The organism is Leptotrichia sp. HMT-225, assembly GCF_030644325.1.
GTDB lineage: Bacteria > Fusobacteriota > Fusobacteriia > Fusobacteriales > Leptotrichiaceae > Leptotrichia > Leptotrichia massiliensis.
Map to the genome: position 1 here is coordinate 437,920 of NZ_CP130323.1, position 23,172 is coordinate 461,091.

Here is a 23,172-nt window from a genome sequence, read left to right on the forward strand (position 1 = left end):
TTTTGCCTCTAAGGCAGGATTTAAATAGTTTCCTTAAACATTATAATAAACACCGCAACCAATAAAATACAGCAAGCAAGCAACGCTCCTATACCATATATTTTTACTAAAACTACACAAAGCATTGCTCCGACAAAGAAAAATCCATCTAATCCCAAATATATCCAGAAATTCTGTAAATACGATTTGTTTTCTGTATTTATATATTTAAATAAATTCTCCATTCCACTTCGTAAATTCCCAGTACACATTGTTGTCGCTCCTGCCAGTCCCCTAATTTTTCTAAATCCTTGGTATTGAATTGCGGCAATAAACGACATAATCATATTTACAACAATATTCCAATTTCCGCTTGGAATGAATGAAATAAAAAACATTATTATAACTTGGAAAAATATAACAATTTGCTGCCATCTAAAAATTCTATGTTTTTCAAATTTCACTCTAATAAATTCTGTAAATAGTATTCCAAATGTAAAGACAAGGATTGGCATAAGATAATTAAAGGATTTTCCAAAATCTCCCTTTTGTAAATTTATGGCAAGGTAGACAATATTCCCAGTCTGTGCATTAGCAAGGACTTTTCCACGCGTTACAAACGTATATGCATCCATAAATCCCCCAACCATGCACAGCATCATTCCTAATCTAAATGTCTCTGGCGGATACTCCTCTCCGTTAAAAAAAATCTTTTTTATTCTTTTACCCATTTTTAAAAACTTCACTCCTTTTTATTTTTTTGAACTTCGTATTTTTTATCCAATGATTTAATTTTTAATATTCATTAACAAAGTTATTTTTCCAAAATATCAAATTTATAGCCAACTCCCCAAATTGTCTTAATATTCCATTTCTCATGCTTATAATTGTCAAGTTTTGCACGAAGCCTTTTTATATGCGTATCGACAGTACGGCTTTCTCCAAAATAATCAAATCCCCATATTAAGTCCAATAAATTTTCTCTTGTAAAAACTTTGTTCTGATTTGTTGCCAAAGTCCATAAAATCTCTATTTCTTTCTTAGTTAATGAAATTATTTCATCATTTATCTTTACCGTAAAATTATTCAAATCAATCTCAAGATTGTCATATATGAAAATTTTTGAACTTTCATCATTTTTAGGTGTTATTCTCCGTAAAATTGCATTTATTCTTGCAATTATTTCTCCTGGCGAGAAAGGTTTTACTATATAATCATCTGCCCCTATTTCCAGTCCCATTATTTTCTCATAATCTTCCCCACGTGCTGTAATCATTATAATCGGAACATTTGAAAAAGTACGCACCTCTCTGCATACATCAAAACCATCCTTTTTAGGCATCATTACATCCAAAAGTATTATATCAAACTCATTTTCTTCAATTTCCTTTAATGCCGTTTCCCCATCAAAAACAGTATTTACAGTAAAATTATTTTTTTTACAGTATTCTGACAGTATAGAAACAATTTGTTTATTATCGTCTGCGATTAATACTTTATACATATTTATCCTCACTTTTTATTTTTATTCTTATAAAATTTTATCATAATTTCTTTGAAATACAAACATTAAATTTTATTTGACAAAATAATTTTTTATGGTATAATGTAATCAAGAAATATTTGTAATCATTTCAAATTAAAAACAATAATATTATTAAATTAGGAGGAAGTTATGTCGTTAATAGGAAAAAAAATTGAAAATTTTACAGCTCAAGCTTATCAAAACGAAGAATTTAAAGAAGTGAGCTTTGAAAAGGATATGTTAGGAAAATGGAATGTTTTCGTATTTTACCCAGCTGACTTTACATTTGTGTGTCCAACTGAATTGGAAGATTTAGAAGACCATAGAGAAGAATTGGAAAAATTAGGATTTAATGTTTATTCAGTAAGTACTGATACTCACTTTACTCACAAAGCATGGCACGATCACTCAGAAGCAATCAGAAAAGTTAAATATGCAATGATCGGAGATCCTACAAAAGCTATTTCAAGAGAATTTGAAGTATTAAACGAAGAAAGTGGACTTGCATTCAGAGGAACATTTATCGTAAATCCTGAAGGAAAAATTGTTGCTTACGAAGTAAACGATGAAGGAATTGGAAGAGATGCATCAGAATTAGTAAGAAGAGCAAAAGCTGCAAAATTCGTAGCCGATAACCCAGGATTAGTTTGTCCGGCAAAATGGAAAGAAGGAGAAGCTACTTTAAAACCAGGATTAGATTTAGTAGGTAAAATTTAATAATTTTAAACTTAATAAATTAAAAGGAGGTAAAATGGCTTTATTAGATAGTAATATTGTAGAACAGTTAAAAGGTTATTTTGATAAAATTAATGGAAACATTGAATTAGTTGCATTTTTGAATGATAGTGAAAAATCAGCTGAATTAGATAGCTTCTTACAAGAAGTTGATGCAATTTCTGGAAAAGTAAACTATGTAAAAAAATCATTTGACAATGATAAGGCTGACTTAGAAAAAGCAAACCTTACTCGTCCAACATCTTTTACAATTTTAAAAGATGGGGAAAATACTGGAATTAATTTTTCAGGTATTCCTGGAGGACATGAATTTAACAGCTTTATTCTAGCAGTTTTGGGACTTGCAGGACTTGGAAAAAAACTGGAAGGAGAGCAGCTTTCAAAAGTTGAATCAGTTAATAAGCCTGTAAACATTGAAACATTTATTTCATTATCATGTACACATTGTCCAGATGTAGTTCAAGCATTAAATCTAATTTCAACAAATAATAAAAATATTACAACAACAATGGTAGACAGTGCAGTATTTTTTGAAGAAGCAAAAGAAAAAGATATTCAGGCGGTACCAGTTGTATTTATAAATGGAGAGCAAAAATCAGTTGGTGCAAAAACTATTGAAGAATTAATAACGCTTGTTACTAACGCATAATTATACAAAATATAAAAACAAAATAAAGAAACTTGATTTATCTAAAAATTTGGGAGAAAAAATTAAACTTGTATAAAAAGTGGCTGTCTCATAATACTAATTTTATGAAACAGTCTCTTTTTTTTGACAAAAAAATTCTTGAAATTAGATTGAAAAAATGATATGATTAAATATAATGAATTTTATAAAATTTGTTAAAATAAAGGCTTTCAGAAATAATAAAAGCATAGTTTTTTAAAATAAAATTAAATTTATTGCTTTTAAAAGTTAAAGAATAAAAATTTTTAAAATGTAAATAATTGGATTTAGGAGATGATTTGAGTTTATTTATATTAAAAATAATTGGATTAATCACGATGTTTATAGATCATTATCAGGTTATGATTGGTGGAAGTGAGATTCTGAGAGTTATTGGAAGGCTTTCCTTTCCGATATTTGCTTTTACGTTGAATGAAGGGTATGTACATACTCGGAATTTGAAAAAGTATTTGCTGCGATTATTTTGCTTTGCGGTAGTTATTCAGGGTCTTTTTATTTTATGTGCAGATGGTAGGGATATAAATATATTTTTTACATTATTTTTGGGACTTTTTACAATTTGTATTTTAAATTTAAAAAAGAGCTGGATAAAAGAACCATTTATGAAAATTATAAAAGCTATTTTAATCATATTTATATTGTATTTTTCTCAGAAAATTAATCTTGATTATGGTGCGTATGGAATTCTATTAATAATGATTTTTAATATTTTTAGGAATAATAATCTTAAAATATTAATCAGTTTTCTCACTTTAAATATTTTTAATCTGGTTTTTCCAAATGTTTTTCAAATTGTTCATACACAGATTTTTTCATTAATTTCATTAATTTTTATTTTTTTGTATAATGGGGAAAAAGGAAGAAACATAAAATACTTTTTTTATTTGTTTTATCCAATACATTTTTTTATTTTAGGGATAATAAAGTTTTTTTAGAAAAAATAATTTTATAAGTTTTTGGAGAGGTAAAATGACAAAAAAGGAAAGATTGAAAAAAGTATTCCCAATATTAGAAAAAAAATTTGGTGTTCCAAAAGCTGCTTTGGAATTTGAAACTCCTTATCAACTAATGGTTGCAGTAATTTTGTCAGCTCAGTGTACTGATGCACGAGTAAACATTGTTACAAAGGAACTATTTAAAGTTGTAAGAGATCCAAAAGACATAAGAGAAATGAATTTGGGAACGCTGGAAAAATATATAAAATCGACTGGATTTTATAAAAATAAGGCAAAAAATATAAAATTAAATGCTGAAATGATGTTGGAAAAATATAACGATGTGATTCCAAAAGAACTGGAAAAATTAATAGAGTTACCAGGTGTAGGGAGAAAAACAGCAAATGTAGTTTTAGGGGAACTGTGGAATATTCGAGAAGGAATTGTTGTAGATACTCATGTTAAAAGATTGTCAAATCTCATAGGATTTGTAAAAAGTGACAATCCTGAAATTATTGAGCGGGAATTAATGAAGCTACTTCCTAAAAAGCATTGGTTTGTATATTCACATTATATGATTTTACATGGACGGGATAAATGCGTTGCTAGAAGACCTAAGTGTGATATATGTGAAATTCGAGATTATTGTAAATATAATTTAGATAATTTGAAAAATAGCAAAGTTGGTAATTAAGAAATTAATCATAGAAAAAATTTTTAGATTGTTAGATAATTGAATAATTTTTAAAAAGAAATATAGATAGAAAGGAAAAGAATGTATAAGAAAGTAAAAAGAGTTTTGGTTTTGGGAGTATTAGCGTTATTTGCAGCTTTAGTTTATGCGGAAGGAGAGCAAGAAACAGGTATAGTGTCTCCAAAAGAAAGTAATGTTACTGTTAGAGAAGAAAAGTCTAAAAGTTCAACAAGCTCAACTGCAAAAGAAAATACAGGATCTAATGAAATTGAGCAGGCAACAAAACGGGGAAATGAAAAGCATTCTAGACATAGTAAAAAGAAAAACCATACATTACAGTCTGAAGAAATTGGTGAAAATTTTGAGAATCAAACAGGTTCAAAAAATAATAAAGAAAAAGAAAATGATAAAAATAAGACAGCTAAAAAAAATGATAAAACAGTACCAAAGAAAAAACTTGTGCAGGCAATAGAACATGAGCATGAAGGAGTTTCGCACTATTATGGTGAAGTTATAAAATTTATTGCAACAACAGATGGAAATGTTTTGAAGGAAAAAATGTCACGACAAAAACATCCCATTGCGTCACTTACAAAAGTTATGAATATTCTTGTAGCACTTGATCAAGTTGATAGAGGTAACGCAAAATTAGATGATAAAGTATGTTTTACACCACAAATAGTAAATATGGGAGGAAGCTGGTTAAATGCTAAAGCTGGAGATTGTTATACATTAAAAGACTTGCTTCGTGCAGAAATTATCTATTCAGCAAATAATGCTGCATATTTGGTGGCACATCATATTTCAAAAGGGAATCTTGATAATTTCGTAAAATTAATGAATGATAAAGCAAGAGAGCTTGGAATGAATGATACACGTTATTATACTCCAGCAGGATTGCCGACTTCGATGACTAATAAAAATATGGATATTTCAACAGCTTATGACATGTATTTGCTTGGAAGAAGAGCTGTAAGAGATGAAAGATTAAGAGCATGGATGAAAGAATCTGAACTTGTATTGCAAAATTCAGAAGGAGAAGATGTAGTCTATAACAATAGAAATCATTTACTTGATAAATTTGGAATTTATGGATTGAAAACAGGATTTCATGCACAAGCTGGGTATAATATGATTGTTTCGAGTAAAATTGGTAATTTGGAAATTATATCAGTTACACTTGGAAACAAAACTGATGATGCAAGAACCGAAGATCAAAAGCAAGAATTTACAAAGCTAGAAGAACGTATGATACCAGTTTACAAAGAAGGACAAGAAATCGGAAACAAATTTAAAATTAAAAATGCAGAAAAAAAAGAAATAAAAGGTATTTTATCGAGTAATGTGTATCAACTTGATAATACAAATTATAAATTTAAAATAAAAGATTTAGAAGTTACCGCTGAAAAAGAAGGAATTGTCAAAGGCGATGTAATTGGGAAGCTTGAAGTGTTATCAAATGATGATAAAGTTGTGGGAACAGTTGATATTGTAGCACAAAATGATTATAAACAATTATCATTATTTGGAAAAATATTGAGATTTATAACTTTTGGATTAGCATAAAAATTTTAAAAATAAAAGTTGAGCTGTTTAGAAAATTAAATGGCTCATTTTTTGTTTATCTGATAAATATAATGTAATTTAAATAAAAATATGGTAAAATATATTTAAACTTATTTAAAATTGAACTAATAAAAATTGAATAAATTTAATACTAAAAAAGTATAGTTTTAAGTTTAGTTTTAAAAGAGTATTACTACGATTTTATAAAATTATTGAAAAAAGGAGAAATATATTTATGAAAATATTGGGAGTGATACCAGCAAGATATGCGTCCAGCAGGTTTGAGGGGAAACCGCTTAAGGATATTTGTGGACACGCTATGATTGAATGGGTTTACAAAAGGGCAAAAAATGCGGATATTGACGAGATTGTTGTGGCTACAGATGATGAGAGAATTTTTAAGGCTGTAGAAAAGTTTGGAGGAAATGTTGTTATGACATCAGAAAATCATCAGAATGGAACTTCCAGAATAATAGAAGTTATAAACAAAAGTGAGTATAAAAATTATGATTTTATTATAAATATTCAGGGAGATGAGCCGTTAATTGACATTGAGTCAATAAATATTTTAGCAAATAATTACAGAAATGAAAAATCAGAAATTGTTACATTAAAGCAGGAAATGAAATCTCAAAATGAAATTGAAAATCCAAATCATGTAAAAGTTATTACAGACTTTAATGATAACGCCATTTATTTTAGCCGTTCAGTAATTCCTTATGAACGTGATAAGAATAATAGCCAAAATATTAAATATTTTAAACATGTTGGAATTTATGGATATACAGCGAAATTTTTAAATGAACTGAAAAATTTAAAAGAAGGTGTTTTGGAAAAAATAGAATCGCTTGAACAGCTTAGATTTATTGAAAATGGATATAAAATAAAAGTTTTAGAAACTAAGTCGCAGGTAATAGGAGTGGATACGCAAGAGGATTTGAAAGAAGCTGTTAAATTTATAACTGAAAATGGAATAACATTAAAATAAATAAAATATTGTAAAAAGGAGGAAATTATGGAAAACGGAGTAATGATACAGTACTTTGAGTGGAATTTGCCGAATGATGGGAAACATTGGCAAAGATTAAAGGATGATGCAAAACATCTAAGTGAAATTGGTGTAAGTGGAGTGTGGATTCCGCCAGCATATAAAGGAACTTCACAATTTGATGTGGGATATGGTGCCTATGATTTGTGGGACTTAGGGGAATTTGACCAAAAAGGAACTGTCAGAACGAAATACGGGACAAAGCAGGAACTGATTGAAGCAATAGAAGAACTTCATAAATACAATATAAATGTATATTTGGACGCTGTTTTAAATCATAAGGGAGGAGCTGATGAAACAGAGAATTTTTTGGCGATAGAAGTTGACCCTGAAGACAGAACTGTGGAAATAACCGAGCCTTTTGAAATAGAAGGCTGGACAAAGTTTACTTTTCCTGGAAGAAATGATAAATACTCTGCATTCAAGTGGAATTACAATCTTTTTGATGGTGTGGATTTTGATAACAAAACTGGTAAAACAGCAATTTATAAAATTATTGGTGAAAATAAGGACTGGGATGAGGGAGTTGACTCTGAACTTGGAAATTATGACTATTTGATGAATGCCGATATTGACTTTTCACATCCTGAAGTACGTGAGGAAGTAATCCGATGGGGTAAATGGGTTGTAAATGAGTTAAAAATTGATGGATTTAGAATGGATGCCGTAAAACATATAAAAGATGAGTTTATAGCTGAATTTTTGACACAAGTAAGAGCAGCTTATGGCGAAGAATTTTATTCTGTTGGAGAATACTGGCGAAATGATTTGGAAAAGTTGAAGGAATATCTGGATAATGTTGGTTATAAAACTGATTTATTCGATGTTGGGCTTCATTTTAATATGTATGATGCATCTAAAAAGAAAAAGGATTATGATTTAAGAGAAATTTTTGAACATACGATAGTGGCAACAAATCCGATGGCAGCTGTAACATTTGTAGATAATCATGATTCACAAAAGGGAAGTGCTTTAGAATCACAAGTTGACAGCTGGTTTATTCCTCATTCGTATGCTATAATATTATTATCAAAAGATGGCTATCCATGCCTGTTTTATGGCGATTACTACGGAGTGGGAGGAGAAAAAAGTCCGCACCAATGGATAATTGACAAACTTCTGGAAGTACGGAGAATAAATGCTTATGGAGAACAAATAAATCATCTGGATAATCCAAATGTAATTGCAATTCAAAGAACAGGAAGAGATGAATGGACTGGATGTGTAGCCGTACTTTCAAATTCTGAAGAGGAAGAAGAAATACAAATTGAGCTTGGAAAAGAGCGAGCTGGACAAGTTTGGCAGGAAGTTACAGGTAGTGGATATGAAGACATTGTAATAGATGAGGAAGGAAATGCTAACTTTAAAGTTGAAAGTGAAAAAATTTCTGTTTGGATACAGAAAAGTTAAGACTAAAATACTAAAATTATTTATTATTGTCAAAGAAATAAATAAATTTAAAAAGTTAAAATATATTAAATCTTTTTAGGTTAATTTAAATAAAACCAGATTGAGAGGTAAAGAAAATGAGAAAAATTAAAATTATAGGAGCAATAATTGCGTTAATGATGAGTTTGAGTTCTTGTACAGCAGTAGCATTGGGAGCAGGAGCAGTTGCTGGAGGATATACTTGCTTGAATACAAATCTTTGTAATAAATTGAAAAAATAATTTAGGTTGTAAGGGCATGGTTAATGCCCTTACGTTAAAAAATGAGCTACATAGAAATGTTTAAACAGGAGAATAAGAAAAAATGAGAAATAGTAATACAAGAGAAGGAATTTTAGACAATATACAGAGGATAGTTGTGAAGGTTGGAACTTCTACACTTACAACAGAGGATGGTCATCTAGATATTGAAAAGATAAAGAAAATTGTACTAGAACTAAGTAATTTACAGGATAAAGGATATGATGTAATACTTGTAACTTCTGGTGCAGTTGGGGCTGGAATGGGACTTCTTAATATAAGCGAAAAGCCTAAAACTTTGGCAGAAAAGCAGATGCTGTCAGCAGTTGGGCAAGTTTCACTTATGCAAATTTATCAAACTCTTTTTAAAGAGCATAATAAGATAATCGGACAATTATTGTTGACAAAAGAGGAATTTTCCAATAGAAAAAGATACTTGAATATGAGAAATGTTTGTAATGCTTTTTTGAAAAGGAAAATTATACCAATTATAAATGAAAATGATGCAATTGTGTCTAATGCATTGAAAATAAAGGTTGGGGACAATGATACAATGTCAGCGCTTGTTTCGGGATTAATTGATGCTGATTTACTTATAATTTTGTCGGATATTGACGGGCTTTATAATAAAAATCCTAGAAAATATGAGGATGCGAACCTGATTCATATGGTTGGAGATATTAATGAAGACATAAAGCAGATGGCAGGTGCAGAAGGTTCAAAATTTGGAACTGGAGGAATGATAACAAAAATCATCGCTGCGGAAATGGTAACAAAAATTGGAACAAGCCTTGTAATTGCTAGTGGAGATGATCCTAAAAATATAACTAGAATAGTTGAAAAAGAAAATATAGGAACACTTTTTGTGAAAAAAAATAAAAAAATTAGTCTAAGAAAATACTGGCTGGCATACGGACCTAATAAGGAAGGTTCGTTAACAATTGACAATGGTGCAAAAGTAGCATTAAAGAATGGAAATAGTTTATTGTCTGTTGGGATAAAGTCTGTTGAGGGGAATTTTGACAAGGGGACAGTTATCGAAATAGAAGATTTAGAAGGAAAAGTTATCGCAACTGGAATTTCAAATTATTCATCAGAGGAAATAAACCTTATAAAAGGCATAAAAAGTGAAAATATAGAAGAAATGCTGGGCTACAAATATGATGACGCTGTGATTCATATTGATAATGTGGTTATTAAAAAATAATAAAATTATAGAAAGAGAGAGATTTTATGAATTACGAACAACCTAAAAAAATAGTAGGAATGAAACTTTATCTTAAAATGCTTACATTGGCAAATTTTTTACTGTTTAACTTTTTTTTGATAATATTTATAAAACTTTTTGTGAAAAATTTGTCTGATGCTGCTGAAAGAGGGAAACTTCTAGGTGCTATAATAGCAATAACATTAATAGGTTTATTTTTAATAATATTTGCTTATGTTTTGCCGTATTTTATAATAAGGAAATATGAAAAAATATCTTTTTATGAAGATGGTTTTGCTATTGGAAAAAATGAAAAAATTCTTTATGAAAATTTGGAATATTTTTTTATTCCGAATGTAATGAGACCAAATACATTTTTGGGAATATGGTATAAAGATAATAATGGAACTTGGAAAAATATAGCGGCGGCAGGTTATCCATCTAATGCCTTTGACTTGTTTCAGCAAGATTTTGTGAAAATTAACTATCCAAAAGCTATGAGAAAAATTGAAAATGGTGAACCAGTTGAATTTTTATTTAACAATCCAAAAAAATCTGTAATGGCGTTGGTTCCTAAAAAGTATATAGCTAAAAAATTGGAACAAGCATTGAAAATAAAGGTTACAAGAGAAGCCTTGACTTTGGATAACGAAGTTTATAATTGGAATGACTACAATATAAGCACAATCGCTGGAAGAATAAATATAACAGATAAAGCTGGAAATAAAATATTGCATTTGTCAGACAAAGCGTTGATTCATAATACAAATTTATTAGAAACAATAATTAATACTTTCGGAGCGAATGAGTGAAAAAATGAAAGGGAGAAGTAAGTGAAGAGTGAAAATATTTTTAATAAAAATGAAAATAAATTATACACATTTCTTGGTGGATTTTTAGGCTTTATAATTGCAACTGTACTTTATTTTTTTGCGGCTCAAAATAATATAAGACATATTATAGTTATGTTTTTAGGTGTGGGAATTATAGATATTGGAGTTATATTTGGAAATTTTTTTGGAAAGAAAAAGAAAGAAAAAATTAGAGAAATTAATAGCTGGAATGAATCAGAAAAAATTGGAAAAGTGAAAAAGAGTAAATTTAACAATCTGTATGATGAATTAGAAATAACTATTTTTAGTGTAGTTATTATATATATTTTTTCATATTTGGCAATATATTTGTCAGAAGTGTTAAACTTAACATTAATTTTTAAAAAGCAATATCCAGATACAAAATTTTTTGATATTTTAATGGAAGTTATGACAAATATTTTTAATATTGACTGGGCTAGGCGATATTTAATAATTTACTGGATTTTTTTAACTATTTCTATGGTTATGTTTATAATAGCTATATTTAGAACGAGAAAAATAAAAAAGATGAAGGATAGGAATAGAAAAGCTGGAGATCTTTTTTAGAAATTAGATAAATTAAGAAATGAGGGAAGTATGAATTATATAGAAGAACTTGGGAAAAAAGCAAAAGCTGCTTCAAGGGAACTTTTGAAAATTGGAACAAAAACAAAAAATGATGTATTGTTTGCAATTGCAGATGAATTGGTAAATAAAAAAGAAGAAATAAAGGCTGCGAATAAAATAGATATGGAAAATGGTAAGAAAAATGGAATGGCATTTTCCTTGCTGGATAGAATGGAACTTACAGACAGCAGAATAGAAGGGATGGCTCAAAGTTTACGTGAAATGGCTATGTTTCCAGATCCAATTGGAGAAGTTATTACAGGATGGAATCATAAAAATGGAATGAATATTGCTAAAAAGAGAGTTCCGCTTGGAGTAATCGGAATGATTTATGAATCCCGCCCAAACGTTACAGTAGATGCGGCAGGACTTGCAATAAAATCTTCAAATGCAATAATTTTACGTGGGTCAGAAGATGCCCTGAATTCGAATATTTATTTGAATAATTTATTAAATAGAGTTGCAGATGCCCACGGATTGCCAAAAAATACAGTTCAGCTTGTAGAAAAGCCAGAAAGGGAACTTGTGAAGGACTTAATCCGTACAGACAAGTATATTGATGTAATTATCCCAAGAGGGGGAAAAGGGTTAAAAAGATTTATCATAGAAAACGCAACAATTCCAATGATAGAAACAGGTGCAGGAATCTGTCACATCTTTGTGGACGAAACAGCTGACATAAAACAGGCATTACCAATCATAGAAAATGCCAAAGTCCAACGTCCAAGCGTATGTAACGCAATCGAAACAACACTTATCCACGAAAATATTGCAAAAGCAATCTTGCCAGAATTAACAGAAATGCTTTTAAAAGATGGTGTAGAGTTAAGATACAGCAAAGAAGCATTGGAAATTGTTGGAAACAGAAGTGATGTAAAATTAGTAACAGAAGAAGATTTTGGAGCAGAATACCTTGATTTGATTATGTCATTAAAACTGGTAAAAAACGTAGATGAAGCAATTGAATATATAAACAATCACGGAACACACCATTCTGATTCAATCCTGACAAAATCCATCGAAAATGCTGAAAAATTTCTAAACGAAGTAGATTCAGCCAACGTTTATTTAAATGCCTCAACAAGATTTTCCGACGGAGGAGAATTCGGCTTTGGTGGAGAAATTGGAATTTCCACACAAAAACTGCACGCTCGTGGGCCTATGGGAATAAGAGAGCTGACTACGACGAAGTATGTGATTAGGGGAGAAGGGCAAATAAGGGAATAGTAAGAAAGTTAATATGAAGTTATGAAAAAAAGTCTGATAGAGAGAAATCTATTGGGCTTTTTTTGTTTTAAATAGAGACTATATCGCAATAAATATTAACTTTAATTCAAAAAAAAAAGACTAAATAAGGAAAATTTTAAGGTTGAATTATAATATTCTTTGTTATACTGAACAAGTAATCAAAATTTTGGATGTAACAAATAATTGTAAAATTTTAGTAAAATAAAATTAATAAATATTTTATTATAATTATACCTTAATTAGAAGTTTTTGAAATATTAATTTTGTTTGGTTTTACATTTTTACAATTATTAAGTATATTATTATTAACAATATGGAAAGGGGGAGAAAATAAATTATGGCTAGATTTCAAGTTACACTAAGAGATAGACAAACTAATGAGAAAAAAGTTGTTTGGATTGAAGCAAAAAATTCTCAAGAAGCTAAACAAATTGCAATGAGAGATTATCCAGCATACAGAGTACAATAAATTAAGTTAAAAAATATAGATTAAATGTTAAGGTATTTATAATAAAAAGTTATTTTTAAAAGAGATGATAAAAAGCAATAAAATTGTTTAATATCATCTTTTTTATTTTATAAAAATTTAAAATTTATTAAAAAATTTAAAAAATAGATATACAAATATACCAAAAAATGATATAATTTTAGCAATCCTTGAGAAAGGAGGTAACACTAAATGAGAACGTTATTAATAAAAATCTTAGTTGTAATTTTATTACAGATAGTAATAATTTTAATTCAAGAATTTTGGAAATAACTAAAAAAGAGAGCTTACTTTGGGGGTTGGCTCTCTTTTGATTTGTAACACTACAATGAGAATTTTTATTCTTTTACATCGTTATTATAACATTTTATAATAAAAAAATCAACTCAATTTAAAATAATTTTTTTAATTTTTTATAAACAAATAGTTAATAAAAAGATTAAGAAATTTCTGTGACATCTTTCACTTTATAATGCCCGGCACTATTAATTACATCCGCTATCAGCAAATCGTCAACTTCTTCGTTTAAAGTAACTTTTGCATTTTTATCAGAAAGGTTTACTTCCACATTTTCCACTTCTGGCAGTCCGTATAAAGCGTCTTCTACTTTTTTGGCACAGTTTTCACAGTGCAGTCCTTCTATTTCAACAAGTTTTTTAATCATTTTAAAAACCTCCATAAAATTTTATTTTTATTAAGGCACAATATTTGTGTCAAATTTATTATATAAAAAAATTAGAGAGAATGCAAGTATTTTTGTATATGCAATGAATAAAATATGTTGTGAGATAATACATATGTGACAAGAATATACAAAAAAAAGAAAGGTTTCTGATATAATGTAAGCCTACCAAAACTACATTAAGGAGAAACCTTTCATATGAGTAGTATATCAGAAATATACCGTGTCCGTCAACGGGCAATTGAGTATGCAATAAAACATAATAATAATTCAAAGGCAGCAGTGAAGTATAAGACATCGCGTCAGCAGATAAAACGTTGGAGAGACAGATACGACGGCACAGTCCAATCTCTTCTACCAAAAAGCAGAAGACCTAAAAGCCATCCAAACCAGCACACGCAAGAAGAAATAGAACTGGTTATGAAAAAATACAGGAAATTTGGCTATGAAGGGCTGGCAGAAGTTTATGTCAAAGCAAGAAAGGAAGGCTACAGCCGTACATACGATTCAATGTGCAGGATAATAAGGAAAATGAAGGGCAATGCCAAAGAAAAGCCTAAAAAGCCGCATAAAAGAAAAAAGAAGGTTGAACAGGCTAAGTACCCTGGGGAAAGAGTACAGATAGACATAAAATATGTTCCGGAAGAATGCATACAATTTGGTACACGTGACCAGAAGTATTATCAAATAACGGCATTAGATGAATATACAAGAAAAAGAGTGTTAAGAATAGCGGATGAAAAAAGCACCTATCAGACCGCAAAGTTTCTAGAGAACTTGGAAAAGGAGATAAAGAAAGTTCAGACAGACAACGGGAAAGAGTTCACAAATTCTGAAAGTGATAAGAAAACACTGTTTGAGGTGAAACTGGAGGAGAAGGCGATAGAGTATGGGACAACCCGTCCATATTCGCCATGGGAGAATGGAAAAGTGGAAAGAAGCCACAGGCTTGACAGCAAGTACTATGGAGACAAGAAATTTAAAAGCAAGGAAGAACTGTTAAGGTCAATAAAGAAATACAATACAAGATACAACAACATATCAAGAAAAGTACTAGGCTTTAAGAGTACAAATGAAGTATTAAAAGAGTACAAGGAAAATCAGTAGGTTAAAGATACATTAGGAAAGAAATATTTTTTTTAATATATTTTTGTAACAAATGTTTGACATCTATACATTTTTGTATATGCAATGAATAAAATAAATGTATAATGTGAATAAGAAAATATGATATAATAATGTGAAAAATAGAAAATTTAAGAGGTGAAATAAAATGAATCATTACTTTTCGGAAAAACAGGAAGTAAAGTCAGATAGAAAAATAATAAAATATGAAATAGAAAATAAAAAGTTTGAATTTGTGACGGATAATGGGGTGTTTTCAAAGACAAAGGTGGATTTTGGGACAGATGTTATGCTGAAGGTGTTTTTGCGGGAAAATGTAGATAGAAAAAATCAGAAGTTTGATGTGCTGGATATTGGCTGTGGATATGGGGTTGTATCGGTTGTAATGAAGTCGTTTTTTCAAAAAATTAAAACCGTTTCATCAGATGTAAATGAGCGGGCTTTGGAACTTACAAGGGAAAATCTTTTAAAAAATGAAGTTGTAAAAGCTAAAGATAATGAGTTGGAAAATGATGATTTTGAAGTGAGAAAGTCGTTTGCATTTGATAATATTTCTGAAAAGTTTGATGTGATTTTGTCCAATCCGCCTATTCGAGCTGGAAAGCAGACTATTTTTCAGATTTATGAAAAAAGTTTTGAGCATTTGAATGAAAATGGAGAATTTTACTGTGTGATTCAGACAAAGCACGGGGCAAAAAGTACGCAAAAAAAACTGGAAGAAGTTTTTGGAAATTGTGAAACGCTGGAAATTAATGCGGGATATAGAATTTTTAGAAGTGTTAGAAAATAAATAAAGAAAAAAATAATAAAAACTGCTATTAATAAAATAATCTGATACTAAATCACATTTTAGAAAATAGAAACTATATTACTAGGAGAAGAGGTTTTAATTTTTGTTGAATAGTATGTAGTTCAAAATTTATTAAAAATTTACTTAAATAGGAAATAGTATTAGTTTGGAAGTATAGAATGATAAATTTTGGAAAAAAGGCATAATAAAAGTTGTAAAATAAAAATAATTGACAAAATGAGGCAAATACTGTATTATGATAGGGTAAATAAAAAAGTGTTGGTTGTTTTTTGATTTTATGTAAATTAAATATTGAAAAATAAATGGAAAAAAACTGGACATTTATTTATTTTTTTGTTATAATAGAAAGGATCCGAGGTGATTATTTATGGCAAAACAGGATGTTCTTGAGCTGGAAGGTGAAATAATCGAAGCATTACCAAATGCGATGTTTCAAGTAAGGCTTGAAAATGGACACGAAGTTTTAGGACATATCTCAGGGAAAATGAGAATGAACTATATAAAAATTTTGCCAGGAGATAAGGTGACGGTGGAAGTTTCTCCGTATGACTTGTCAAGAGGCAGAATTGTATATAGAAAAAAATAACAGTTGGAAGGAGGGTTTTTAGTGAAAGTAAAAGCTTCAGTAAAACCTATTTGTGACAAATGTAAAATTGTTAAACGTCACGGAAAAGTAAGAGTAATATGCGAAAACCCTAAACATAAACAAATACAAGGATAACAAAGAACAGATTAATAAACCTAAAAACATTTTTATTAAAATATATATAGATGAAATTTAAGATACAAGATACTATGGATATTGAAATAAAGATTGTAAAGGTATGTTTAGCTGTAGAGCTTATTCCTTATATTGTGTATGTGAGGGCATATTGAAGAAGATTAAAAATATCAAAACGAGGAGGAAAAAATTTGGCTAGAATAGCAGGAGTAGATATTCCAAGAAATAAAAGAGTAGAAGTTTCTTTGACTTACATTTTTGGAATTGGTAGAAGCACTTCAAACAAAATTTTAGGAGCAACTGGTATCGACAGAGATACAAAAGTAAAAGATTTGACAGAAGAACAAGTAGCACAATTGAGAAACGCTGTAGAAGAGTACAAAATTGAAGGTGAGTTAAGAAAAGAAATTAGACTTAACATCAAACGTCTGCTTGATATTAAGAGTTACAGAGGATTAAGACATAGAAATGGATTACCTGTAAGAGGACAAAAAACTAAAACAAATGCAAGAACTAGAAAAGGGCCAGTTAGAATGGCAATTGCTAAGAAAAAATAATAAACTATTAAGTTAAAGGAGGAAACCATAAGTGGCAAAAAGACCAGCAACTTCAAAAAAGAAAAAATTAAAAAATATTCCTAATGGAATCGCATATATACATTCTACTTTTAATAATACTGTTGTTACTATAACAGATTCAGAAGGTAAAGTAGTAATTTGGAAATCAGGAGGAACTTCAGGGTTCAAGGGAACTAAAAAAGGAACTCCATTTGCAGCTCAAATAGCAGCTGAACAAGCAGCTCAAGTTGCAATTGAAAATGGAATGAAACAAATCGAAATTAAAATAAAAGGACCTGGATCTGGAAGAGAAGCTTCTATAAGATCAATACAGGCTACTGGATTAGAAGTAACAAGAATAGTTGATATAACTCCAGTACCTCATAATGGTGCAAGACCACCTAAAAAGAGAAGACCGTAATTTTATAAACTAAGGAGGAAAAAGATAAATGGCAAGAGATAGACAGCCTGTGTTAAAAAGATGTAGAAATCTTGGTTTAGATCCTATTGTTTTAGGGGTAAACAAAAAATCAAATAGAAATATTAGACCAAATGCAAATAGAAAATTAACTGAATACGGAACACAACAAAGAGAAAAACAAAAAGTAAAATTTGTTTATGGAGTAATGGAAAAACAATTTTATAAATTATATGAAGAAGCAACAAGAAAAGAAGGAGTAACAGGGGAACTTTTACTTCAATATCTTGAAAGAAGATTAGATAATGTAATTTACAGATTAGGATTTGGTGCTACAAGAAGACAAGCAAGACAAGTCGTAAGTCACGGACATATTTTAATTAATGGAAAAAGAGTAAATATTGCATCATATAGAGTAAAACAAGGTGATGTAATTACTGTTAAAGAAGATTCTAAAGAATTAGCTTTAATTAAAGAGTCTGTTGGACAAAAAACAGTTCCAGGATGGTTATCACTTGAAGAAGGAGCTTTGACAGCTAAAGTGTTAGAAAATCCAGGAAGAGATGCAGTTGACTTTGAAGTTGACGAAGCGATGATTATCGAGTTCTACTCTAGATAATAATATTTTAATCGGAGGAGATGAATTAGCTTGTTAAATATTGAAAAAATAGCTAAAAATGTAAGATTAACTGAAGAAAAAGAAGATAATTATACAGCAAAGTACACACTAGAGCCTTTATACAGAGGGTATGGAAATACTATTGGAAATGCACTTAGAAGAATATTGTTATCCTCAATTCCAGGAACTGCAATAAAAGGAATTAAAATTGAAGGTGTGTTAAATGAATTTTCTACAATAGAAGGTGTAAAAGAAGCAGTTACAGATATTATTTTAAATGTGAAAGAAATAGTGGTTGAAGCTGATGAGCCTGGTGAAAAGAAAATGACACTTTCAGTAAAAGGACCAGCTGTAATTACAGCAGCAGATATCCATGTAGAACCTGGATTAAGAATTATAAATCCTGAACAAGTTATTATGACTGTTACAACTGATAGACAAATTGACATAGAATTTCTTGTTGATTCTGGAGAAGGATTTGTAGTTTCTGATGAAATTAATACTGATGGATGGCCAATAGGATATTTGGCAGTTGATGCGATTTATACACCTATTAAGAGAGTAAATTATAGTGTTGAAGATACGATGGTTGGACGTGTTACAAATTATGACAAGTTAATTTTGGAAATTGCTACAGATGGAAGTATCGAAATTAAAGACGCTTTATCTTATGCAGTAGAGTTACTAACTTGGCATTTGGAGCCGTTTACAAATATTGGAAACAGTATGAGCAAATATAGAGATAGTGAAGATGAATTGGCAGAAGCTGATGCTGAAAATGAAAATAATATTGAAGATATGAAAATTGAAGAGCTTGACTTTACGGTACGTTCTTATAACTGCTTGAAGAAAGCAGGAGTAAATACAATTTCAGACTTAACTTCAATGACATATAATGAATTATTGAAAATTAAGAATTTAGGGAAAAAATCACTAAATGAAATTATCGATAAAATGAAAGAACTTGGTTATGATTTAGGTGATAATCAAAGTAATGATGAGTAATCATATAAATTAAACTAGAATTTAGAATAAAATCTTAAACGAGGAGGGAAAATGAATCATAATAAATCATATAGAAAACTAGGTAGAAGAACTGACCATAGATTAGCTATGCTTAAAAATATGACAATTTCTTTAGTAGAGCATGAGCAACTTGAAACAACAGTAACTCGTGCTAAAGAATTAAGAAAGTTTGCTGAAAAAGCAATTACTTTAGGGAAAAAATATAATAATTCGACTGATACAGCAAGAAGAGTACATTTGAGAAGACAAGCTTTTGCGTTTTTAAGAAATGAAGGAGCAGTTGCAAAAATTTTTAATGAAATTGCACCTAAATATGCTGAAAGAAATGGTGGTTATACAAGAATCATCAAAACTGCTGTTAGACGTGGAGATTCAGCTGAATTGGCAATTATTGAATTAGTATAATGATTATAATAGTTAAAAGGCATAGGTTTTATACTTATGTCCTTTTTTATTTATATTAATCCTTATTTAGAAAGTAAATAAAATCTTATTTGTTTAATAAAAAAAAATTTTTGCTCCCTTTTTAAAAAATATAGAAAAAATCTAAAATACTGGATTAATTGAATCTATAAAACCTTATTAGTATTAATATTTTACAAAAAGAAAAGGATAAATTATGAAGAAAAAATTGATTGTAATGGGTTTACTAATTTCAGTAGCAGTTATGGCTACTGAGATATGTAATATAAAAAGTTTAGATTTTAGTAAAACTCAAAAAAATATAGAAAAAAATGAAAATAGAAAGCTACAAATGGGAGCACCTATGAAAAAACCAGTAATAACAGAAGATATGATAACTAACAAAATAACTGATGGATATGACTTGAATTTTGATGTAAATAAAAATTATACAACAAAAACAGTTACTGTTAATGGCAAGGCGATAACTTATCGGGCTTATGAAAATATAGTTTATGTTGCAAAACCAGTTGATATTGCGTATCAGACTATAAATATCTATATTCCAGAAGAATATTTTAAAAATAAATCAGTTGGAAAATATAATGCAAAAACTGCACCAATATTTTTCCCAAATACCGTTGGAGGATATATGCCTGGAGCGGCTGGAGTGCCTGGAAACGGGAAAGACGGAAATCCTGATGCTTCATTAGTTGCACTGTCAAATGGGTATGTTGTGGCAAGTCCTGGAGCTAGAGGTAGAACTTTGGAAAAAGATGGGAAGTATACTGGAAAGGCACCTGCTGTAATTGTAGATTTGAAAGCGGCTGTAAGATATTTGCGATATAATGATACTAGAATGCCAGGAAGAGCTGATAGAATTATTTCCAATGGGACAAGTGCTGGAGGAGCTGTTTCGGCTTTACTTGGTGCAGCTGGGAATAGTAGAGATTATGAACCGTATCTAAAGGAAATTGGTGCATTGAATGTAAGAGATGATATTTACGCTGTGTCAGCTTATTGTCCAATAACTAACTTGGATAATGCGAATACAGCTTACGAATGGATGTTTAACGATGTAAAAACATATAAAAAGATAGAGATTTCAATGTTAGACTACAATGTGGAAAGAACATATACTGAGGGTACGTTGACTGATGATGAAATTTTACGTTCAAATGATTTGAAGAAAATGTTTCCTACCTATTTAAACAGTCTAAAATTAAAAGGTAAAAATGGGAAACTTTTAACATTGGATGAAAATGGAAATGGAAGTTTTAAGGAGCAGATTAAGCAATATTACATTGATTCTGCAAATGTCGCTTTGAAGAAAGGGACTGATTTATCGGAATTTGAATTTTTGACAATAAAAAATGGGAAAGTTGTAGATTTAGATTATGATAAATATGTGGCTTATATGGGTAGACAAAAAACACCTGGAGCGTTTGACAATGTGGATTTATCAACTGGAGAAAACAATGAGTTTGGAGACGAAACTACGAACAATAAGCATTTTACGGAATACATGTTGGAACACTCGACAGTAAATGGAACTATGGCTGATAAAAAAATCATAAAAATGATGAATCCAATGAACTACATTGCAAATTCGAAAGTAAAATACTGGAGAATAAGACACGGTGCAATTGATAAGGATACCTCGCTTGCAATACCTGCAATACTTGCTATAAAACTTCAAAATCTTGGGAAAAAGGTTGATTTCGCATCACCTTGGGCAACTCCACATTCTGGAGATTATGATTTAGATGAGTTGTTTAGCTGGATAGATAAGGTTGTAGCAGAAGGAAGATAGTGTGAAAATAAAAGGCATAAAATTTAAAAATAAAATATTTATAAAATTACTTTCATATTTTGGATTGTCGCTTTTGCTATTTTCTATTGTGATTGGGAGCATTTTTGGATATATTTATATTCAAAATACTGTTAGTTTACATAAGAAAGATTTGGTTGAAAGAGCTTATAAGATTTCAACAACTCTTTCAAAAATGTGGTTTGAAGACGGAAATGAGAATCTTGAGAATAAAGACAGGAAACCCCCATCAAAGGACACTTCTTCTGAAAAGCCAGTTAGGAGAGAAAAACCTAAAATTGTAGGAAATATAAATGGAAAAGCATTTGAAAACAATGTTATTGAAAATATACGGAAAAATGAAACTGAAAAAAGGCCAGAAGAAAAAAATTCTAAAAAATTATTAGATGAAAGACATTTTCATAGACATAGAATCGTGGATGAGAAGGACAATAATGTCAAAATATTTAGAAGTATGCGAATGATTGAGGACATTGCGATGGGAGAAGTCTGGATAGTGGATGCAAAAACAGGAAATATTGTGCAGGGAAGAAATGAGAAGGGACAACCGTTTTCATATCTGAAATTACCTCCAAATGCAGAAGAAACTATTAAAAAAGCTATTTCTGGAGAAACAACTACGACAGAAAATTTTAATGATTACTTAAATGAAAATTCAATAACAGTAGCAGTTCCAATAAAAAACGGTGAAACAATTGAAGGAGTCGTGCTCCTTCATTCTCCAGTAAAATATATGTCTTCAGCATTAAAAAGCGGTATTTATACTCTTATTTTCAGTATCTTGGCGGCTCTAATCCTTGCAAGTATCAGTGCAGTCTGGCTTTCCATAAGCTTTACAAAGCCACTTAATAAAATTCGTGATACAACAACAGAATTGGCAAAGGGAAATTATGAAGTAACAACACAGATAAAACAGAGCGATGAAATTGGGGAACTTGCAAAAAGTATTGATAAACTGGCACTTCAACTAGATAAAAGCTCAAAAGAAAGTGAACGTTTTCAAAAAATGCGGCAAAATTTTATTGCAAATATTTCTCACGAACTGCGAACGCCGATTACAGTGATTCGTGGTTCAATAGAAGCCATTTGCGATGGAGTTATAAGTAATCCTGAGCAGCTAAAGGATTATAATGAACAAATTTTATCAGATAGTATTCATCTGCAAAGGCTGGTTAATGATTTGATAGATTTGACGAAACTTCAAAATACAGATTTTTCCATTGATAAAAGTACAATAAATTTATTTGAAATTATAAATGACGCTGTGAGAAGCATGAAACAGATTTCAACTAAAAAAGGTGTGAAAATAAATTTTTCTGCTGAAAATGCAATTGAAGAAGACAGGTATCTTTTTGTTGGGGATTATCAGCGGATTCGGCAAATGATAATAATTGTTCTGGATAACGCAATAAAATTTTCTAATGAAAATCAGAAAGTTGATATTTTGTTAAAAAAAGAGAATAAAAAGTACGAGCTTAAAATATGTGACAGTGGAAGAGGTATTGATCCTGAAAATATTGGAGAAATTTTTAACCGTTATCATAAGTCAAATACTGAGGAAAATAAAAATGGAATGGGATTGGGACTTGCAATTGCAAAAGAAATAGCTTTACGGCATAATATTGAAATTTTTGTAAAAAGTGTGCCTAATATTAAAACCGTATTCACATTTTTAATTCCACTAAATGACTTGCAGTAA

At 29.9% G+C, this 23,172-nt stretch carries 27 protein-coding genes; 24 read left to right on the forward strand and 3 right to left on the reverse strand.

The genetic code is table 11. The features are described from left to right. Positions 1–20: 20 nt before the first annotated feature. On the reverse strand, positions 21–710 hold the full coding sequence (locus tag QU666_RS02125; protein WP_021769540.1) for a YoaK family protein: 690 nt from the start codon (positions 708–710) through the stop codon (positions 21–23). Positions 711–793: 83 nt separating this feature from the next. Further along, a complete protein-coding gene (locus QU666_RS02130; protein ID WP_021769541.1) occupies positions 794–1,483 on the reverse strand; it encodes a response regulator transcription factor in 690 nt (229 codons plus the stop codon). A 171-nt stretch (positions 1,484–1,654) separates the two neighbouring features. On the opposite strand from QU666_RS02130, the gene ahpC reads away from it, so the two are divergent. The 13 genes from ahpC to QU666_RS02195 all read left to right on the forward strand — a co-directional run bounded on the left by ahpC (position 1,655) and on the right by QU666_RS02195 (position 13,263). Beyond that, entirely contained in the window at positions 1,655–2,221 is a 567-nt protein-coding gene (ahpC, locus tag QU666_RS02135) for an alkyl hydroperoxide reductase subunit C (RefSeq protein ID WP_021769542.1), read from the forward strand. A gap of 34 nt (positions 2,222–2,255) precedes the next feature. Next, on the forward strand, positions 2,256–2,888 hold the full coding sequence (locus QU666_RS02140; RefSeq protein ID WP_021769543.1) for a thioredoxin family protein: 633 nt from the start codon (positions 2,256–2,258) through the stop codon (positions 2,886–2,888). Positions 2,889–3,205: 317 nt separating this feature from the next. Beyond that, positions 3,206–3,862 carry a TraX family protein gene (locus tag QU666_RS02145; protein ID WP_036071219.1) on the forward strand — a complete coding sequence of 219 codons (657 nt, stop codon included), beginning with the start codon at positions 3,206–3,208 and terminating at the stop codon, positions 3,860–3,862. Between the two features lie 34 nt (positions 3,863–3,896). Then, positions 3,897–4,556, forward strand: coding sequence for an endonuclease III (gene nth, locus QU666_RS02150; protein WP_021769545.1), 660 nt, complete (start codon positions 3,897–3,899; stop codon positions 4,554–4,556). Positions 4,557–4,637: 81 nt separating this feature from the next. Continuing rightward, on the forward strand, positions 4,638–6,122 hold the full coding sequence (locus QU666_RS02155; protein ID WP_021769546.1) for a D-alanyl-D-alanine carboxypeptidase family protein: 1,485 nt from the start codon (positions 4,638–4,640) through the stop codon (positions 6,120–6,122). 235 nt (positions 6,123–6,357) lie between these two features. Next, a complete protein-coding gene (gene kdsB / locus QU666_RS02160) occupies positions 6,358–7,110 on the forward strand; it encodes a 3-deoxy-manno-octulosonate cytidylyltransferase (RefSeq protein ID WP_021769547.1) in 753 nt (250 codons plus the stop codon). Between the two features lie 27 nt (positions 7,111–7,137). Next, entirely contained in the window at positions 7,138–8,580 is a 1,443-nt protein-coding gene (locus QU666_RS02165; protein WP_021769548.1) for an alpha-amylase, read from the forward strand. A gap of 116 nt (positions 8,581–8,696) precedes the next feature. Further along, positions 8,697–8,840, forward strand: coding sequence for a hypothetical protein (locus tag QU666_RS02170; protein WP_021769549.1), 144 nt, complete (start codon positions 8,697–8,699; stop codon positions 8,838–8,840). A gap of 82 nt (positions 8,841–8,922) precedes the next feature. Continuing rightward, positions 8,923–10,065, forward strand: a complete 1,143-nt coding sequence (proB, locus tag QU666_RS02175; protein ID WP_021769550.1) for a glutamate 5-kinase — start codon at positions 8,923–8,925, stop codon at positions 10,063–10,065. Positions 10,066–10,091: 26 nt separating this feature from the next. Continuing rightward, positions 10,092–10,877: a hypothetical protein gene (locus QU666_RS02180; protein WP_021769551.1), complete on the forward strand. Its 786-nt coding sequence runs from the start codon at positions 10,092–10,094 to the stop codon at positions 10,875–10,877. Between the two features lie 21 nt (positions 10,878–10,898). After that, entirely contained in the window at positions 10,899–11,486 is a 588-nt protein-coding gene (locus QU666_RS02185) for a hypothetical protein (protein ID WP_021769552.1), read from the forward strand. A gap of 30 nt (positions 11,487–11,516) precedes the next feature. Further along, positions 11,517–12,773 (forward strand): glutamate-5-semialdehyde dehydrogenase, encoded by a 1,257-nt coding sequence (locus QU666_RS02190; RefSeq protein ID WP_021769553.1) that lies wholly within the window; start codon positions 11,517–11,519, stop codon positions 12,771–12,773. 358 nt (positions 12,774–13,131) lie between these two features. Continuing rightward, complete coding sequence (locus QU666_RS02195; RefSeq protein ID WP_021768340.1) at positions 13,132–13,263, forward strand: hypothetical protein; 132 nt, start codon at positions 13,132–13,134, stop codon at positions 13,261–13,263. A gap of 457 nt (positions 13,264–13,720) precedes the next feature. On the opposite strand, the gene QU666_RS02200 is transcribed toward QU666_RS02195, so the two are convergent. Continuing rightward, complete coding sequence (locus QU666_RS02200) at positions 13,721–13,945, reverse strand: heavy-metal-associated domain-containing protein (protein WP_036069922.1); 225 nt, start codon at positions 13,943–13,945, stop codon at positions 13,721–13,723. 216 nt (positions 13,946–14,161) lie between these two features. Here QU666_RS02200 and QU666_RS02205 point away from each other — a divergent pair, with 216 nt between their 5' ends. The 11 genes from QU666_RS02205 to QU666_RS02255 all read left to right on the forward strand — a co-directional run bounded on the left by QU666_RS02205 (position 14,162) and on the right by QU666_RS02255 (position 23,172). Then, positions 14,162–15,070, forward strand: a complete 909-nt coding sequence (locus QU666_RS02205) for a DDE-type integrase/transposase/recombinase (RefSeq protein WP_304984857.1) — start codon at positions 14,162–14,164, stop codon at positions 15,068–15,070. A gap of 166 nt (positions 15,071–15,236) precedes the next feature. After that, positions 15,237–15,878, forward strand: a complete 642-nt coding sequence (locus QU666_RS02210) for a class I SAM-dependent methyltransferase (protein ID WP_021768415.1) — start codon at positions 15,237–15,239, stop codon at positions 15,876–15,878. Positions 15,879–16,266: 388 nt separating this feature from the next. Next, entirely contained in the window at positions 16,267–16,485 is a 219-nt protein-coding gene (gene infA / locus QU666_RS02215) for a translation initiation factor IF-1 (protein ID WP_006805851.1), read from the forward strand. Positions 16,486–16,506: 21 nt separating this feature from the next. Beyond that, on the forward strand, positions 16,507–16,620 hold the full coding sequence (rpmJ, locus tag QU666_RS02220; protein ID WP_015770204.1) for a 50S ribosomal protein L36: 114 nt from the start codon (positions 16,507–16,509) through the stop codon (positions 16,618–16,620). A gap of 191 nt (positions 16,621–16,811) precedes the next feature. Then, complete coding sequence (rpsM, locus tag QU666_RS02225) at positions 16,812–17,177, forward strand: 30S ribosomal protein S13 (protein ID WP_021768414.1); 366 nt, start codon at positions 16,812–16,814, stop codon at positions 17,175–17,177. A 31-nt stretch (positions 17,178–17,208) separates the two neighbouring features. Beyond that, entirely contained in the window at positions 17,209–17,598 is a 390-nt protein-coding gene (rpsK, locus tag QU666_RS02230) for a 30S ribosomal protein S11 (RefSeq protein WP_015770205.1), read from the forward strand. Positions 17,599–17,626: 28 nt separating this feature from the next. Continuing rightward, entirely contained in the window at positions 17,627–18,214 is a 588-nt protein-coding gene (gene rpsD, locus QU666_RS02235; RefSeq protein ID WP_021768413.1) for a 30S ribosomal protein S4, read from the forward strand. A 30-nt stretch (positions 18,215–18,244) separates the two neighbouring features. Beyond that, positions 18,245–19,219, forward strand: coding sequence for a DNA-directed RNA polymerase subunit alpha (locus QU666_RS02240; protein WP_006805847.1), 975 nt, complete (start codon positions 18,245–18,247; stop codon positions 19,217–19,219). A 51-nt stretch (positions 19,220–19,270) separates the two neighbouring features. Then, complete coding sequence (gene rplQ / locus QU666_RS02245) at positions 19,271–19,645, forward strand: 50S ribosomal protein L17 (protein ID WP_021768412.1); 375 nt, start codon at positions 19,271–19,273, stop codon at positions 19,643–19,645. A gap of 214 nt (positions 19,646–19,859) precedes the next feature. Next, positions 19,860–21,455: a subtype B tannase gene (locus QU666_RS02250; protein WP_021768411.1), complete on the forward strand. Its 1,596-nt coding sequence runs from the start codon at positions 19,860–19,862 to the stop codon at positions 21,453–21,455. Position 21,456: 1 nt separating this feature from the next. Continuing rightward, entirely contained in the window at positions 21,457–23,172 is a 1,716-nt protein-coding gene (locus tag QU666_RS02255; protein WP_021768410.1) for a cell wall metabolism sensor histidine kinase WalK, read from the forward strand.